We start from the raw sequence: 15,489 nt of genomic DNA on the forward strand, positions 1-15,489 counted from the left end.
GGCCCATATGCGACATCGAACAAGATCACATAGCGGTACGAATCCGCTTGCGATGGCGGTCGCCGTTGTCGCCGTTGCCGCCGTTGCCGCCGTTGCATTTGGCATGACGGTGTCATGGCCCGCCGACGCGCAGCCGGCGAACACTGGCCCGATCATCGTCGGCGGATCGGCGCGGGTCGAAGGGCCGGCCACCATCATGGGCACGCTCCGCGTTGACGGCAACGTCTTCGCCAATGGCCCGCTCACCGCAGACTGGTTTGCCTCGCCTGGCGGCTATGGCCGCCCTTCCTCCCAGGGCTTGCTCAAGGTGTTCCATGGTCCGCTGACCGTGCAGGGGCCAATGGCGGTGCACGGCGACCTATACGTCAACGGCCCCTTGACCGTGAATGGCGCCCTGGAGGCCGCCGGCAATATCAACGCAAACGGACCGATGGTCGAACGGCAGGGCGGACGCTAGCGCCGCCGCCCGGATGACAGCACAATGGCGGCTTCGCACATTTCATCGATTCCGCCATGGCTCACTCCGGCTCGCCACTGGGGCTCAAGGGTATTGCACTGTTCGAAGCCGCCAAGGGGGCGCTCGTCATCCTGGCCGGTGTCGGCCTGATGGCGCTGCTGCACCATGATGCGCAGGAAATCGCCGAGACCATCATCCGGCGGATACACATCAATCCCGCCAGCCACTATCCCACCATCTTCCTGTCCTTGCTGGCGAACCCAGGCGATGGCCGTCTCTGGGCCATCGGCGGGTCCGCGTTCGTCTACGCGCTGATGCGGTTTGCCGAGGCCTATGGCCTGTGGCGGGGGCTGGCGTGGGGTAACTGGATCGGTGTCTGGTCCGGTGCCATCTATATTCCAGTGGAGCTTTACGAGGCGATCCGGCATCCCACATGGCTGCACGGCGGCCTGGCCATTGCGAATGCGCTGGTGGTCGTTTATCTTGCGCAAGGCCTGGCCCGGCACAAGGTCAGTGGCTGAGCCAGCCATGCGAATCTGCTAAGGTAGACGCCATGTGGCGCACGCCGGCGCCGCGCACCGTATCAGACTCCCGTCGACGAAGAACCTGAAGAGAGACCCATCATGATTCACGAAATCGCCCAGATCACCATCAAGCCCGGCATGGAAGCCCAGTTCGAGGCCGGCGTGGCGCAAGCCAAGCCGCTGTTCCTGCGCGCCCGCGGCTGCCACGGCCTGAACCTGCAGCGTTCGATCGAGGAGCCGTCGCGCTACACGCTGGTGGTGGCGTGGGAGACCGTGGAAGACCATATGGTCCATTTCCGTGAGTCGGACGACTTCCAGGCCTGGCGCAAGCTCGTGGGGGACTGCTTCGTCGCGCCGCCGCAGGTGCATCACGTTAATACCGTCATCTGATCACTGCTTCAACCGGACCGATTCCATGTCGACGCCTCAACCGCGCCCCCGGCATTTCTCGATGCTGCGCGATCTGCAACTGGCCGATTTCTTCACGCTGGCCAACGCGGCGTGCGGCATGGGTTCGGTGTTCTTCGCCATGTTCTTCGTGGCGGAGCCTTCGCTCCGGACTTTCTATATCGCGGCGGCGCTGGCGCCTGCCGCGTTCATCTTCGATGTGCTCGACGGACGCATTGCCCGCTGGCGCCACGCGCATTCGGCGCTCGGCCGGGAGCTAGACTCGCTCTCCGACATCATCTCGTTCGGCGTCGGCCCGGCCACGCTGGCGTTTGCGGCCGGCATGCGCGGCGGCTGGGATCTGGTGGCGCTGATCTACTTCGTCTGCTGCGGCGTGAGCCGTCTTGCCCGATTCAATGTCACCGCCGAGTCGATGGCCGAGGGCACCGGCAAGGTCAAATACTTCGAGGGCACACCGATTCCGACCAGTGTCGTGCTGACTGGCGTGCTGGCCTGGTGCGCATCCCAGGGCGGGATCGGCGATGCGCTGTTCGGTGGCGCGTGGGAGATTGGCCCCGGCACGCTGCATCCGATGGCGCTGCTATTCGTGCTGTCGGGCTCGCTGATGATCTCGAAGACCCTCCGTATTCCTAAGATCTGATCGTCTTTCTCCCGCGAGTGTCGTCAGGCTGCCCATGGTGGCGGTAATGGTGGCGGTATCGGTGGCGGTATCGGCACGCCATCTGGCGGGATAGGCTCTATCTGTCACCCCCCGGTTTGCCTGACCATTGCCGATGGCTCGCGGTGCGCGAGATTGCCCGCCGCAGCCACAACGACAACAAAGCAAACAGGAGAGAGACAGATGACCCCACGCATTGCGCGCGGCGCGGTCGTGCTTGGCACGGCCACGCTGGCGGCTGCGGCCTTGAGCGGTTGCGCCACTGGCAACGGTAACTGGAGCGAGCAGGGCCTCAGCGCCGAAATCCGCCGCACGTCCTACGGCATTCCCCACATCCGCGCCAACGACTACGCCAGCGTCGCCTTCGGCATGGCGTACGCCTATGCGCAGGACAACGTCTGCCTGATGGCCAGCCAGATGGTGACGGTCAGCGGTGAGCGTTCGGCGACGTTCGGGCCGGATGGCACCACCGAGGTGTCCTTCAAGCCGATGCGCAATGCGGACGCCGATGCGTTCTTCCGCGGCATTCTCGACGACGATGCCTTGCAGGCCAGCGCGGCGAAGCAATCGCCCGAAGCGCATGAACTGCTGCGTGGCTATATCGCCGGCTACAACCGCTACCTGCGCGATACGCCGCCGTCGAAGCGCCCGGCGGCCTGCCGCGATGCGGCGTGGGTTCGCCCGATCACGGCACTCGACATGGCGCGGCTTGCCGAGGAAAAGAGTATTCAGGCCAGCGCCGGCGCGCTCGCGGCAGGCATCGTCGCGGCAGCGCCGCCTCAGGTCACCAAGTCCGCCGCCAAGTCCACCGCGTTGACCGCACGTGTCGATATCGCCGCGATCGATTTCGAGGCGGTGAACCGCGACCTGCAACTGCTCGATCCGCCGATCGGCAGCAACGGCTGGGCGTTTGGCAAGGCTGCCACGGCAGATGGCTCCGGCCTGCTGCTCGGCAACCCGCACTTCCCCTGGACGACCACCAACCGCTTCTATCAGGCGCACCTGACGGTGCCGGGCAAGCTCGACGTCATGGGCGCGTCGATTGCCTCGTTCCCGATCATCAGCATCGGCTTCAACAAGGACGTGGCCTGGACGCATACCGTTTCCACAGCGCGCCGCTTCACGCTGTTCGAGCTGAAGCTGGCCGATGGAGATCCGACCACCTATCTGATCGACGGCAAGCCGCGCAAGATGACCACCAAGACGGTCAGCTATGCGGCAAAGCTGGCTGATGGCCGTACCGAGCAGCGTTCGCATACGTTCTACATGACCGAGTACGGTCCGGTCGTGGCCATGCCGCAGGCAGGGCTGCCGTGGACGGCGCAGAAGGCTTACACGCTGCGGGACGCCAACCAGAACAACACGCGCTCGATCGACACGTGGCTCGATATCGCGCGGGCGCATAACGTGGGCGAGATCCGCACCGCGATCGGCAACCTGGGCATTCCGTGGGTCAACACGATTGCCACCGACCGTTCGGGCCGCGCGATGTTTGCCGATGTCTCGGTTACCCCCAATGTCTCGACCTCGATGCTGGAAAGCTGCGCGCCGGCCGGAGACGGTGCCGTGCTGGCGAAGAAGCTGATGGCCGGCACGGGCATGGTGCTGCTCGACGGCTCGCGTGGTGCCTGCAACTGGACCGTCGACCCGGCGTCACCGGTGCCAGGTCTGGTCCCGCCATCGGCCATGCCGGTGCTGGAACGCGACGACTTTGTGGCCAACAGCAATGACAGCTCGTGGCTGGCGAATCCCGCGCAGAAGATGGAGGGCTTCTCGCCGGTGCTCGGGCCGCAGGCGGTGCCGCAGCGCTTGCGCACGCGTGTTGGCTTGATGGAGATCGGCAAGCGCCTGAACGGTGTGGACGGCCTGCCGGGCAACCGATTCGACATCCAGAACCTGCAGACGGTGCTGTTCCGAGATCGCAATCTGGCTGCAGAGCTTGTGCTGGACGACCTGTTGCGGGCCTGCCGCACCAAGGCTGTTCAGGGCGACAGCGATCTGCGTGACGGGTGCACGGCGCTGGGCAAGTGGGATCGCCGCAGCAATCTGGAAAGCCGGGCCGCGCCGCTGTTCCGCGAGTTCTGGATGCGCGCGCACGTCATTCCGAATGTGTATGCCATCGCCTTCAATCCTGCAGATCCGGTCAACACGCCGCGAGGCCTGCGCATGCAGGACGCTGCGGTGAACGCGGCCGTGCTGAAGGCGCTCAAGGATGCCGTGGGGGCCATGCGCAAGGCTGGCTTCGCGCTGGATGCCCCGCTTGGCGAGGTGCAGGCCGCGAAGTCGCCCAACGGTCTGATTCCGCTGCACGGTGGGGAGGAGTACGAGGGCGTGCTGAACAAGCTCCAGAGCCAGCCGGTGTCGGCCGATGGCCTGAAGGTGTTCTTCGGAACGAGCTATGTGCAGACCGTGGGTTTCGATGCCAATGGGCCGGTGGCGCAGGCGCTGCTGGTCTACGGCCAGTCGATCGACCCGGCTTCGCCCCATGCCTGGGACCAGATGCGGCAGTTCTCGGCCAAGCGCTGGATTTCGCTGCCGTTCTCGGAGCAGGCCATCGCGGCGGATCCGCAACTGAGCGTCACCAAGCTGAGCCAGTGACGTAGCTTGGTGACGTAGCCGTATGCCGGCGGCATAAGGTGATATGGGGGCGGCCAGGGCCGTATCCCATGCCGCCGGCAGGGTCAGCAGGGTTTTTCAGTGGCGACTACAATCGCCCGGACCAGAACACCCCCGCAAGGATGGCCCTCATGCCTCATCTCTTCGATCCATACCGGATCGGCAATCTCGAGCTTGCCAACCGCATCGCCATCGCGCCGATGTGCCAGTACTCGGCACAGGAAGGCAATGCCACCGACTGGCACATGATTCACCTCGGCCAGATGGCGCTGTCCGGAGCGGGCCTGCTTATCATCGAAGCCACCGCGGTATCGCCTGAAGGCCGCATCACGCCGGCCGACCTTGGCCTGTACAACGATGCCAATGAAGCTGCGCTGGGCCGCGTGCTAGACGCCGTGCGCAACCATTCGCCCATCGCGGTGACCATCCAGCTTGCCCATGCTGGCCGCAAGGCATCGAGCGAAGCGCCGTGGGACGGCGGTGGCCAGATTCGGCCCGACCAGCCGCGAGGCTGGCAGACCTTCGCGCCATCGGCAGTGCCACATGCGGCGGGAGAAGTCCCGCCGGCCGCGCTCGACAAGGCCGGTATGAAGAAGATTCGCGACGACTTCGTCGCGGCTGCCAAGCGTGCGGCTCGCCTGGGTATCGAAGGCATCGAAGTGCATGGCGCTCACGGCTATCTGCTGCACCAGTTTCTTTCGCCCATCGCCAATCACCGTACGGACGAGTACGGTGGCAGCCTCGAGAACCGGATGCGCTTCCCGCTGGAAGTGTTCGAAGCCGTGCGAGAGGCGTTCCCGGCCGAACGTCCGGTCTGGATGCGCGTCTCCGCCACCGACTGGGTGCCGAACGGATGGGACATCGAGGGGACGATCGCGCTATCGCATGAACTGAAGGCGCGTGGCAGTGCGGCGGTGCATGTGAGCACGGGCGGCGTGTCGCCGCAGCAGGCCATCAAGATTGGCCCGGGATACCAGGTGCCTTACGCGCAACGCGTCAAGGCGGAGGTGGGGTTGCCGACGATGGCGGTCGGGCTGATCACCGAGGCCGAACAGGCCGAAGCGATCATCGCCAACAATGAGGCGGACATTATCTCGATCGCCCGCGCGATGCTGTACGACCCGCGCTGGCCGTGGCACGCGGCGGCCAAGCTTGGCGCCAGCGTCAATGCGCCGAAGCAGTATTGGCGCTCGCAGCCGCGCGGGCTGGAAAAGCTGTTCAGGGACGCGCACTTCGGCCAGCGTTGATGAACGGCCGTTGAGCGGCTGGCCGGGAACGTAAAAGCGGGAAGGTAGATGCTGCCTTCCCGCTTTGTTCTTTATGGTTTTTGGATCCGAGGTGTCAGATCAATATCAAGGGCGCGTCTTGCGCAGAATCGCGTAGAGCTCGTCCTTGATCCGCAGTTTTTCCTTCTTCAGCCTCTCGATCTCCAGCGGTGTGGCGGGGTCCAGACCCGCCTCCATGTTCAGGATCTTCTGGTCCAGATCGTTGTGCATGTCGAACAGCCGGGCGAAATGGGCGTCATGCACCTTGAGCATGGAAATCTGTTCGCGATATTCCGGAAACATTGGCAACTCTCCTGCGATGGATCAATGGATGGGCAAGGCTATGTTTGATTCTAGGCATGTCGCGACGGGTGCTGTTTGATATCGATCACGCCACACCGGGCGAGCTGTCGCCGCTGCGCGCCCGCACAATGCCTCCTTGACTTTTCCCGACGCGGAAAGCGGTGATTCCGGCGCCACGAAGTGCCGCGCCGCAACATCGAAAAATGCCAGAAACGAAGGGATTACCATGATTGTCGCCCCAGGGCGACAAGCGCGACCATGGCCTTAATAGATTGCGTTGGGCAGTAGAGACGGGCTCCCCCCCCCCACGTGCAGGCCCGCCTTCACAGAAGTAGTCGAAGAACGAACTCTGGGAGACATCCATGCAAGTCTATGACGGCCTCGTCTTCGTTTGCGCCATGCTGCTGATCTGCATGTACGCCTATCTTGGCGTGCAGTCGCAGAGCATCGCGCTGAAGTATGTTTCGCCGGCGGTGGTCGGCGTGCTCACGGTCGTCTACTCGCTGTTGCCAATGCGGATGATTGGCTGACAGCCGCGTATCTGCGACAAAAACCCCGCCCATGTGAATCGGGCGGGGATGCGTCATGCGCACGCGCTACTTGTGCGCTACTGCGGCGTGCGCTGCTGTGTCAGCGCTCGTCTTATCGCAGCGAAAGCCAGATTGCCTTCGGTTCGGTGAAGTTCTCGATGGCGGCGTCACCGTGCTCGCGGCCGAGTCCGGAGTCGCCGGCGCCGCCCCAGGGCAGACGCACGTCGGTATAGCCGTACGTGTTGATCCACACCGTGCCCGCCCGCAATTCCCCGGCTACCTTGTGCACGCGCGCGATGTCCGCGCTCCATACCCCAGCGGCCAGGCTGAACGCGGTGCCATTGGCGATGCGCACGGCATCGGCGTCGTCTTCGAATGGAATCACGCTGGCCACCGGGCCAAAGATCTCTTCCTGCGAGATCCGCATTTCGTGCTCGACGTTCGCGAACACGGTTGGCTCGACGAAGAAGCCGCGCTGGCCGATGCGCGCGCCGCCGGTCACCGCGCTGGCGCCTTCTCGCTTGCCGATTTCCACATAGTCGAGCACGGTCTTCATCTGCGCCGCCGAGACGACGGGGCCCATCGTCGTGTCCGGCGAGGCCGGATCGCCGACCCGTATCGCGCGGGCGCGGGCAGTCAGCCTTTCCACCACTTCGTCGTACACCTTGCGCTGCGCCAGGATGCGTGACCCGGCCGAGCAGACCTGCCCCGAGTTGAAGAAGATTCCGGATGCCGCGGCACGCGTGGCCGCATCGATGTCGGCATCGGCAAAGATCACGTTGGCGGACTTCCCGCCCAGTTCCAGCGTGACGCGCTTGAAGTTGGCGGCCGCGCCCTGCATGATCCCGCGCCCGACCCCGGGCGATCCCGTGAACGTCACCTTGTCGATTCCCGGGTGCGCAACCAGCGCATTGCCCACCACGCTGCCCTTGCCGGTGACGACGTTGAAGACGCCCGGCGGCACGCCGGCCTCCAGCGCCAGTTCGGCCACGCGCAGGGCTGTCAGTGGCGTAATCTCGGCGGGCTTCACGATCAGCGTGCAACCGCAGGCCAGGGCGGGCGCGATCTTCCACATGCCGATCATCAGCGGGAAATTCCACGGGATGATGGCCGCAACGACGCCGACAGGCTCGCGCACCGTGTAGGTCAGCGCGTCCGGCCGCGTTGGAATCACCGCGCCGTGGATCTTGTCGCACCAGCCCGCGTAGTACCGCACGGTGTCGATAACCGCGGGCAGATCCTGCCGACGGACGGCCGCCAGCGGCTTGCCGGCATCCAGGCTCTCCAGCGTGATCAGTTCCTCGGCATGGGCTTCCAGCAGGTCGGCGAACCGGTTGAGGATGCGGCCGCGATCGGCGGCGCGCATGCCCGCCCAGCCCTTGAGTGCCGCGCGGGCGGCCTGCACGGCGGTGTCGACGTCAGCGGCGCTGCCTTGCGCCACCAGCGCGATGGGTTCCTCGGTGGCGGGGTTGATGTCGGTGGAATACTCACCGCTGCCGGGGGGCAGCCGCTTGCCGTCGATCAGCATATCGTGCTTCGGCAAGTCGGGGCGTGTGGCGGTCATGGAAGGCTCCTCGCTTGAGTCATGGTTTGAAATGACGTGCGCGTTGGCCGAGGGAATCAGGCCCGCAGTGCCTTGCAGTGTGGTGGGCCGCCAGACCTAAGTCCAATTAATAGGACTGATCTATTCATGCTTTTAATGCATGAATATGGCTGATGCTTATTGTTGGACCCGATACCATTCGGAGCCCCGGAGCAGGGCGCCAATGGCCGAATGGAGTTCGCCCGGGACCACGGGCTTGTGCAGCAGCGCGGTGCCACCCGCGTGGACGTTGCGGAGCTGATCTGCCGCTGTGTCGCCGGTGATGATGATGGCCGGCAGCGCCTGGCCGGTGCGCTCGCGGATCGCGGCGATGGCTTCGTGGCCGGTGCGATGGCCGCGCAGCCGGTAGTCGGCCAGGATCAGGTCGGGGGCGAAGGTGTCGAGCAGGGCCAGCGCCTCGTCCTCGGATTCGGCGGGCCGGCAGTCGCAATCCCAGGCCGCCAGCAGTTCGGCCATTGCCTGGCGGATTGCCGGATCGTCGTCGATGACAAGCACGCGCAGACCATCCAGGCGGATCACGCTGCCGGGGAACGTGACTTCCTCGGGCGCGCCCCAGGCCAGTGGCAGTTGCAGACGGAATACCGAGCCGCGTTCCGCTATCGAATCCAGTGTTACGCGGGTCTGCATCGTGCGCGCCAACCCGTCGACGATAGCCAGACCTAGCCCAAGCCCCTTGCGCTGGTCGCGCTCCGGGTTGCCGAGCTGGTGGAACTCGCGAAAGATCTCGCGGTGCTGCGCGACGGGAATACCGATGCCGGTATCCCAGACCTCGATCGAGGCATGGAAGCGCCGGGGCCGGCAGGCGATCAGCACGCCGCCGGTGTGCGTGTAGCGGATCGCGTTGGCGATCAGGTTACGCAGGATCAGTTCGACCAGCGCCGGGTCGCCGAACAGCGTGGCCGTGGTATCGCGGGTGCGATAGACCAGTCCACGCGCATTCGCCTGCGGTGCGAACTCGTTCTCGAGCTTGTGCAGCATCGGCTGGAGCCTGAACGGGCGCGGCCGCGCGGTGATCACACCGGCCTCGAGCTTCGAGAAATCGAGCAGCGTGTTGAGCATCTCCCGCGCCGCGCCGGACGACGCCTCGATGTGGTCCAGCAACTGGCGCTGGTGCGTATCCAGCGGCGTGCGCCCGAGCGACACGAGAAACAAGCCCAGCGCATGCAGGGGCTGGCGCAGGTCATGGCTGGCCGATGCCAGGAACACCGACTTGGCGCGATTCGCGTTCTCGGCCTCGCGCAAAGCGTGACCGGCGCGCGCGGTCTGGTCGCGTAGCTGCGAGATCAGTTCGACATTCTCGAAACGCAGCGCAATCGAATGACGCGCCACGCGCGAGTAGTTGCGCGCGAAGATCAGCAGCACCACCAGATACAGCGGCGTGCCAAAGAACATCGGCAGGTAGGCAATGTCGCGCGTGAGCAGGAATACGATCCACACCGGCAGGATCGCGGGAATGAAGAAACCGATGGCCACCGGCAAGCAGGTGGAGAAGACCGCCAGCGCCGCCGCGCTCATGCCGGCAATCAGCGACAGCACACAGATCACCACGGCGGGCGACCGGATATCAAGGTAGAGCCAGGCTACCAGTCCCCACAGGCTGCCGATCAGCACCAGCATGACGGTCATGGCGCGCGCGTAGCGTCCCGCGCGAGCCTCGGTCAGACGGTCGGGCACGGCCAGCCGGCCGAAATGGGCGATGGCGCAGAGCACGACCATCGACGCGGCCCATGGCATGGCGCCGGGGTGTCCACCCGTGACCGTCAGGCCGACTGCCAGGATGATGGCTGCAAGCGAGCAGCCAAGCATCGCGATGCCGAAGCTCTGGTCGATCAGCTCCATCTGCGCCGCAAGCAGGCGCGGCTCGTCATAGTGAGGCAGCAAGGAGGGCCACATGCCGGGCGTGGGCGTCAGCGTTGTGCCTGCACCAGACCGCGGCGCTGGGCTTCGAGAATGGCTTCCACGCGGCTGACCACGCCGAGGTGGTCGAGAATCGCCGCCACGTGCACGCGTACGGTGTTTTCCGACAAACCGAGGTGATAAGCGATGACCTTGTTCGAACGCCCCAGATTGAGCTGGTTCAGGACCTCGAGCTGGCGCGGTGTGAGCTGGCTGGGCCTGTAGGCCCGGGTCTGGGGGAAGCAGTCGCAGGGCTGTTCGGTCGGAAAGTACGTGCCGCCCGCCAGGCAGCAGGCAATTGCTTCCTCGATCTCGCGCGGGTCGGCGGATTTCGGCAGGAAACCGGCGACTTCCTTGCGTGCTTCGTCGGGGATCGCGTCGATGCCAGACGTGCCGGAGACGATCACGATCGGTGCGCGGGAGAAATGCCGACGGAGCACCTTGATGCCCTCGATGCCATTCAGCCCAGGCATCTGGATATCCAGCAACAGGATATCGACGGGCTTGTCGCCATGCGCCTCGGTGGCCTCCATGACCGACCCCGCCTCCATGATCGACGCGACGTTCGGGCTGGCGGCCAGCAACAGCTTCAGTCCGGTGCGGAACAGCGTGTGGTCATCGATCAACAGAAGCCGGGCTTGCGACATGAGAAAGTGCGGGGGGCGACAGACAAGGACGATTGGACTCGATTCCAGCGTGCTTGTCCATGATGCTTACCCCCCGGCCGTCTTTCCGGCGTTGCCCCGCATTTGGGGTAGTCCGGAAAGATTATTGGCAACGCGTAAAGTCGCTGCCACGATGCTGACATGGACGAATTCCGCGACTTGTCCATACCACTTTGAGTACCCGCTCCACCCGGCAGCGGGTATTTTTTTGGCCTCGGCGAAGTATGCCGATTGGAATCATTCGTCGGCCTTCGCGCCGGAGCGATGCACGATCTCCGCCCACTTCTTGCCCTCGGAGACGTTGTACCGCGCGAAATCCGCCGGCGAGGACCCGACTGGTTCGGCGCCCATGTCGGCGTACTGCTGGCGCACGTCAGGGCGCTTCAGCGCGGCAGCGGCATTCGCGGCCAGCTTTTCGACGATCGGAGCCGGCGTGCCGCGCGGCGCCCACAGGCCATACCACGTGCTGATGTCGAAGCCCGGCAGGCCCGATTCGGCGACGGTGGGCACGTCAGGCAGGGCGCTGGCGCGGTGCGCGGTGGTCACCGCCACGGCACGCAGCTTGCCCGACTTGATAAACGGCATGGCCGACGGCATCGAATCGAACATCAGCTGGATCTGTCCGCCCATCAGGTCGGTCAATGCCGGCGCGCTGCCTTTGTACGGCACATGCTGCATCGGCACCTTGGCCGCCAGCTTGAATGATTCGCCAGCCAGTTGCTGTGCCGATGCATTACCGGCCGAGCCGAAGTTGAGCGCGCCACCCTGGCGCTTGGCGTACGCGATCAGGTCCTGCACGGTCCTGACCGGCGAGTCGTTGTTGACCACCAGTACCAGCGGCACCTCGGCCAGTTGCGTGATTGGAACGAAGTCCTTGAACGCGTCGTAGCGCATCTTGGAGTAGATGCTCGGGTTGATCACGTGCAGCGAGGCATTGGCCAGGATCGTGTAGCCATCGGGCGTGGCGCGTGCGACCGCTTCCGCGCCAATCATGCCGCTGGCCCCCGGCTTGTTGTCGACGACAACGCTCTGGCCCATGCTCTCGCCCATCTTGACGGCGACCACGCGCGCGAGCAGGTCGGTCGGTCCGCCGGCAGGGTAGGGCAAGACCATGCGTACCGGATGTTGTGGAAACGTCTGCGCGGACGCACCGACGGGCAGCATGGCGATGGCCGTTGCCACGATTGCCAGCGCAACATGCAGCCGTGACCATGCCGGCTTCTTTGTAGATGGATGATTCATGTCTCTGTCTCCTTGATTTTTATTGCCACCTTGCCAACAACCTTGCGGGATTCCAGCGCGGCGAGGGCATCCCCCAGGCCGGTGATCGGATAGACAGCGGACACGGTCGGCTCCAGCTTCCCTTCCGCAGCCCACTGAAACAGGGTGGACATGACCTGCTGCAACGCCGGGGCGTGCTTGGCGCGCTCGTCGGACGGCGTCCAGCCGATGTATTGGCCGAAGAAGAAGCCGTGCAGTGTCAGGTTCTTGACCAGCAGCAGGTTGACCGGCGCCTGCGGGATGGACCCGCTGGCAAAGCCGATGCTGAGAATGCGCGCGTTCGGCGCAGCCGCGCGCAGCGCCTGGGCGAACAGGTCGCCGCCGACCGGGTCCACCACCACATCCGCGCCACGGCCACCGGTGAGTGCCTTGACTTGAGCGGCGAGGTCCTGGGGCGCAACCGCGTGCGTGGCCCCGCGGCGCAGCGCGTCGGCGCGTTTTGCCTCGGTGCTGGCGCAGGCAATCACGGTCGCGCCAAGTTGCCGCCCGATCTCGACCGCCGCGAGTCCGACGCCAGCGCCAGCGCCGAGCACCAGCATGGTGTCCTGCGGCGTCAGCGCGCAACGCCAGACCAGGCCGCAATAGGCGGTGCCGTACGAGAGCGGGATCGGCAGCGCGACCTTCGGCGGCAGCGAGTCGGGGACAGGGTAGACGGTGTACTCAGGCACCGTGAATCGCTCCGCGTAGCAGCCCCAGTCGGCGATGGCTACGACCCGGTCACCTGGGCGCAGTCGCGTGACGGCCTTGCCGCAGGCCACCACGCGTCCCACCGCTTCCGTGCCGGGCACGAATGGCAGCGGGGGGCGGCGCTGATACTGGCCGGCGATCATCAGGCCGGTGGCATGGCTGACGCTGGCGAACTCCACTTCGATCGTGACCGCATGGGGGTCGGCCAAGGTGGGCTCGGGCACGGTCGCGAGTTCCACATCCTCGACGCCGCCGAACTGCTTGCATACGAGCGCCTTCATCATGCAATCGCCTTCGCCGACGTGACCGTTGCCTGTCGCACCACGCCTAGCCGCAACCATTCGTCGATGGCGTGGCTGCCGAAACCGGCTTCCTGCAGCAACGCCACAGTGTGTTCGCCATTCTCGGGTGCTGGCCCGGCGGGCCGTCGCATGTCCCGGGCGGGGATCCCGGCGAAGGGCAGAGCGCCCAGCCCTGGTTGCTCGATCGACTGGAATGTCTGGCGGTGCGCCGCCTGCGGGTGCTGCAGCACGTCGGCATAGCTGCGGACCGGGGCGTGAAGCACGTCGTGGCGGCTCAACTGCTCCTGCCACGCACTGGTCGTGCGGGTGACGATGATTTCTCCGACCTGCCGGTTCAGCAGCGCCGCGTGTTCCATGCGACTGGCGTTGTTGACGAAGCGCGGGTCAGCCAGCCAATCGTCGCGGTCGAGGGCGTGACAGAGCTTGGCGAACTGCGCATCGTTCAGGGCCAGCAGCGTCACACTGCCGTCACTGGTGGCAAAGACCCCGTTGGGCGCGCTGACCGGGCCGGCAACGGCCTGGCCCGCGATGGCGTGCTCGAGGAGATTGTTGGCCTGCAGCGCGCAGCAGGCGTCGAACAGATTCAGTTCGACATGGCCGCCGCGCCCGGTGCGGTACCGCCGGCACAAGGCGGCGGCGCAGGCCTGGGCCGCGTAGAGGCCGGTGGCGGCGTCCGCCAGCAACATGCCGATGCGGCGGGGCGTTCCGTCGATGCCACGGTTCGCGAACATCAACCCGCTGTCGGCCTGCATCACCGAGTCGGACGCCGGGTAGTCGGCGTAGGGGCCATCCGGGCCGTAGCCGCTGATCGAGACATAGACCAGTTCGGGGCGCAGCGCCGCCAGCGCGGCATGGCCCACGCCAAGCCGATCCGCTACCTGTGGGCGAAAGTTCTGTACTACCACGTCGGCCTGCAGTGCCAGCTGGCGCAGGACTTCCTTGCCAGCTTCGACCGTGGCGTCCACGCAGATGCTGCGTTTGCCGCCGTTGTACGCGATGCTCAGCGCGCTCGTATCACCACGCACGACCCCGACCTTGCGCCCCCAGTCTCCGGACGGCGGCTCGACCTTGATGATCTCCGCGCCCTGCTGCCAGAGGATATGGGCGCAGTACGGGCCGGCGATGCCCTGGCTGATGTCCAGCACACGCAGGCCGGCAAAAGGTAGGTCAGGCAGATCGAGCACGCCGGGCAGGTCGGGCAGGCCGTCATCGGCTGGATGGGTGGGGGCAAGGGCATTCGACATGGGCGGTTCGGCATGATTTAGCGCGATGCCTATGCTAGGGTTACGCCTCCGCCGTGACAATCCATCGTTTTGTGCCAGTGGTGTTGACTCATGATTGACAATAGCTTGGACCTCAACCTAGTACGGCTGTTCGTGACGATGGTGGAATCGCGCACGTTGACGGCGGCCGCCGAGCGCAGTGGCATGACCCGCTCCAATGTGTCCCGCCGTCTGAAGGTGCTCGAACAGCACCTTGGCGCTCAGTTGATGCGGAGGACAACCCGGCACGTCGAACTGACGGAGGCCGGGCAACTGCTCTACGCCCACGCACTGCGGATGCTCGATGAACTGCAATCGGCCAAGACCGCGATCGACAGCCTCGGCACGGTGGTGCGTGGCGACGTGCGCATCCGCCTGCCGACGGGGCTCGGCCATCTCTACCTGACGCCGCTGCTGCTGGAATTCGCCCGCATCTATCCGCAGATTTCGCTGCGCGTGGTCATCAACGACAACATCGGCGACTTGATTTCCGCGGAGGTCGACATGGCGCTGAAAATCACGTCCCAACCGCCAGATGATCACGTGGCGCGACGCATCTGCGACGTTGGCTGGTGCCTGTGCGCGACGCCGTCTTTCCTGGACAGCCGTGGCCCGATCCTGAGCGTGGCTGATCTGGAGAGTTGCGACATGATCGCGCCCGCATCGCTGGGCCGGCGCTTCACGCTCAAGGTGTGGATGGCAGGCACCCCGACGACCTTGCGCGTGTCACCACGTATCCAGTCTGGCGACTATCCGTTTCTGCTGGAATCGATGATTGGAGGCCTTGGCGTGGCACTGCTGCCGCGCTATGCCGTCTGGCGGCAACTCCAGACAGGGCAGGTCCGCGAGGTGCTCGCCGAATGCGAGGCCGAAGGCGTGGGGGATAGCGTTTACATGCTGACGGCATCGAATCGCTATCCGACGCTGGCGACCCGCACGCTGATGGATTTCATCCGCGTGCATCTGGAGCGGCAGGCGGAGAGTTGGCGGCGGAGCGGCAATCCGCGGTTAGTGTCGGCGTAGGCGACATGC

Annotated in this window: 15 protein-coding genes; 8 read left to right on the top strand and 7 right to left on the bottom strand. The window is 65.3% G+C overall.

The features are described from left to right. The first annotated feature begins 52 nt into the window (after positions 1–52). The 6 genes from B2246_RS26620 (at position 53) to B2246_RS26645 (ending at position 5,910) form a co-directional block, all read left to right on the top strand. Positions 53–457 carry a hypothetical protein gene (locus B2246_RS26620; RefSeq protein WP_286881281.1) on the top strand — a complete coding sequence of 135 codons (405 nt, stop codon included), beginning with the start codon at positions 53–55 and terminating at the stop codon, positions 455–457. Positions 458–513: 56 nt separating this feature from the next. Beyond that, positions 514–978 (top strand): DUF2127 domain-containing protein, encoded by a 465-nt coding sequence (locus tag B2246_RS26625; RefSeq protein ID WP_008641447.1) that lies wholly within the window; start codon positions 514–516, stop codon positions 976–978. 102 nt (positions 979–1,080) lie between these two features. Then, complete coding sequence (locus B2246_RS26630; RefSeq protein WP_186425907.1) at positions 1,081–1,371, top strand: antibiotic biosynthesis monooxygenase family protein; 291 nt, start codon at positions 1,081–1,083, stop codon at positions 1,369–1,371. 25 nt (positions 1,372–1,396) lie between these two features. Then, entirely contained in the window at positions 1,397–2,029 is a 633-nt protein-coding gene (locus B2246_RS26635; protein WP_008641445.1) for a CDP-alcohol phosphatidyltransferase family protein, read from the top strand. A gap of 201 nt (positions 2,030–2,230) precedes the next feature. Beyond that, positions 2,231–4,645, top strand: coding sequence for an acylase (locus tag B2246_RS26640; protein ID WP_286881278.1), 2,415 nt, complete (start codon positions 2,231–2,233; stop codon positions 4,643–4,645). Between the two features lie 149 nt (positions 4,646–4,794). Next, entirely contained in the window at positions 4,795–5,910 is a 1,116-nt protein-coding gene (locus B2246_RS26645) for an NADH:flavin oxidoreductase/NADH oxidase (RefSeq protein WP_035883800.1), read from the top strand. Positions 5,911–6,015: 105 nt separating this feature from the next. On the opposite strand, the gene B2246_RS26650 is transcribed toward B2246_RS26645, so the two are convergent. Next, the gene (locus B2246_RS26650; protein ID WP_008641439.1) at positions 6,016–6,231 is read right to left on the bottom strand and encodes a YdcH family protein; all 216 of its coding nucleotides are present in this window, start codon (positions 6,229–6,231) and stop codon (positions 6,016–6,018) included. A 362-nt stretch (positions 6,232–6,593) separates the two neighbouring features. Between B2246_RS26650 and B2246_RS26655 the strand changes: the two genes are divergently transcribed. Further along, positions 6,594–6,761 (top strand): hypothetical protein, encoded by a 168-nt coding sequence (locus B2246_RS26655; RefSeq protein WP_008641438.1) that lies wholly within the window; start codon positions 6,594–6,596, stop codon positions 6,759–6,761. A gap of 112 nt (positions 6,762–6,873) precedes the next feature. On the opposite strand, the gene B2246_RS26660 is transcribed toward B2246_RS26655, so the two are convergent. The 6 genes from B2246_RS26660 to B2246_RS26685 all read right to left on the bottom strand — a co-directional run bounded on the left by B2246_RS26660 (position 6,874) and on the right by B2246_RS26685 (position 14,439). Beyond that, entirely contained in the window at positions 6,874–8,325 is a 1,452-nt protein-coding gene (locus tag B2246_RS26660; RefSeq protein ID WP_286881274.1) for an aldehyde dehydrogenase family protein, read from the bottom strand. A 156-nt stretch (positions 8,326–8,481) separates the two neighbouring features. Then, positions 8,482–10,257: an ATP-binding response regulator gene (locus tag B2246_RS26665; protein WP_186425911.1), complete on the bottom strand. Its 1,776-nt coding sequence runs from the start codon at positions 10,255–10,257 to the stop codon at positions 8,482–8,484. 14 nt (positions 10,258–10,271) lie between these two features. Further along, a complete protein-coding gene (locus B2246_RS26670) occupies positions 10,272–10,907 on the bottom strand; it encodes a response regulator transcription factor (protein ID WP_286881273.1) in 636 nt (211 codons plus the stop codon). A 255-nt stretch (positions 10,908–11,162) separates the two neighbouring features. Continuing rightward, on the bottom strand, positions 11,163–12,167 hold the full coding sequence (locus B2246_RS26675; RefSeq protein WP_035883765.1) for a Bug family tripartite tricarboxylate transporter substrate binding protein: 1,005 nt from the start codon (positions 12,165–12,167) through the stop codon (positions 11,163–11,165). Further along, the gene (locus tag B2246_RS26680; RefSeq protein ID WP_186425929.1) at positions 12,164–13,174 is read right to left on the bottom strand and encodes an NADPH:quinone oxidoreductase family protein; all 1,011 of its coding nucleotides are present in this window, start codon (positions 13,172–13,174) and stop codon (positions 12,164–12,166) included. The genes B2246_RS26675 and B2246_RS26680 overlap by 4 nt, the downstream gene beginning before the upstream one ends. Further along, positions 13,174–14,439, bottom strand: a complete 1,266-nt coding sequence (locus B2246_RS26685; RefSeq protein WP_286881271.1) for a CaiB/BaiF CoA transferase family protein — start codon at positions 14,437–14,439, stop codon at positions 13,174–13,176. Before B2246_RS26685 ends, B2246_RS26680 begins: the two co-directional genes overlap by 1 nt. A gap of 90 nt (positions 14,440–14,529) precedes the next feature. On the opposite strand from B2246_RS26685, the gene B2246_RS26690 reads away from it, so the two are divergent. Then, a complete protein-coding gene (locus B2246_RS26690) occupies positions 14,530–15,480 on the top strand; it encodes a LysR family transcriptional regulator (RefSeq protein WP_035883763.1) in 951 nt (316 codons plus the stop codon). Positions 15,481–15,489: the final 9 nt, after the last annotated feature.

Source organism: Cupriavidus sp. UBA2010, assembly GCF_002335265.1.
GTDB classification, from domain to species: domain Bacteria; phylum Pseudomonadota; class Gammaproteobacteria; order Burkholderiales; family Burkholderiaceae; genus Cupriavidus; species Cupriavidus metallidurans.

Coding starts and splice junctions, on each gene's coding strand:
- B2246_RS26620 (WP_286881281.1), top strand. CDS start 53: ATGGCGGTCGCCGTTGTCGCCGTTGCCGCCGTTGCCGCCGTTGCATTT.
- B2246_RS26625 (WP_008641447.1), top strand. CDS start 514: ATGGCTCACTCCGGCTCGCCACTGGGGCTCAAGGGTATTGCACTGTTC.
- B2246_RS26630 (WP_186425907.1), top strand. CDS start 1,081: ATGATTCACGAAATCGCCCAGATCACCATCAAGCCCGGCATGGAAGCC.
- B2246_RS26635 (WP_008641445.1), top strand. CDS start 1,397: ATGTCGACGCCTCAACCGCGCCCCCGGCATTTCTCGATGCTGCGCGAT.
- B2246_RS26640 (WP_286881278.1), top strand. CDS start 2,231: ATGACCCCACGCATTGCGCGCGGCGCGGTCGTGCTTGGCACGGCCACG.
- B2246_RS26645 (WP_035883800.1), top strand. CDS start 4,795: ATGCCTCATCTCTTCGATCCATACCGGATCGGCAATCTCGAGCTTGCC.
- B2246_RS26650 (WP_008641439.1), bottom strand. CDS start 6,231: ATGTTTCCGGAATATCGCGAACAGATTTCCATGCTCAAGGTGCATGAC.
- B2246_RS26655 (WP_008641438.1), top strand. CDS start 6,594: ATGCAAGTCTATGACGGCCTCGTCTTCGTTTGCGCCATGCTGCTGATC.
- B2246_RS26660 (WP_286881274.1), bottom strand. CDS start 8,325: ATGACCGCCACACGCCCCGACTTGCCGAAGCACGATATGCTGATCGAC.
- B2246_RS26665 (WP_186425911.1), bottom strand. CDS start 10,257: ATGTGGCCCTCCTTGCTGCCTCACTATGACGAGCCGCGCCTGCTTGCG.
- B2246_RS26670 (WP_286881273.1), bottom strand. CDS start 10,907: ATGTCGCAAGCCCGGCTTCTGTTGATCGATGACCACACGCTGTTCCGC.
- B2246_RS26675 (WP_035883765.1), bottom strand. CDS start 12,167: ATGAATCATCCATCTACAAAGAAGCCGGCATGGTCACGGCTGCATGTT.
- B2246_RS26680 (WP_186425929.1), bottom strand. CDS start 13,174: ATGAAGGCGCTCGTATGCAAGCAGTTCGGCGGCGTCGAGGATGTGGAA.
- B2246_RS26685 (WP_286881271.1), bottom strand. CDS start 14,439: ATGTCGAATGCCCTTGCCCCCACCCATCCAGCCGATGACGGCCTGCCC.
- B2246_RS26690 (WP_035883763.1), top strand. CDS start 14,530: ATGATTGACAATAGCTTGGACCTCAACCTAGTACGGCTGTTCGTGACG.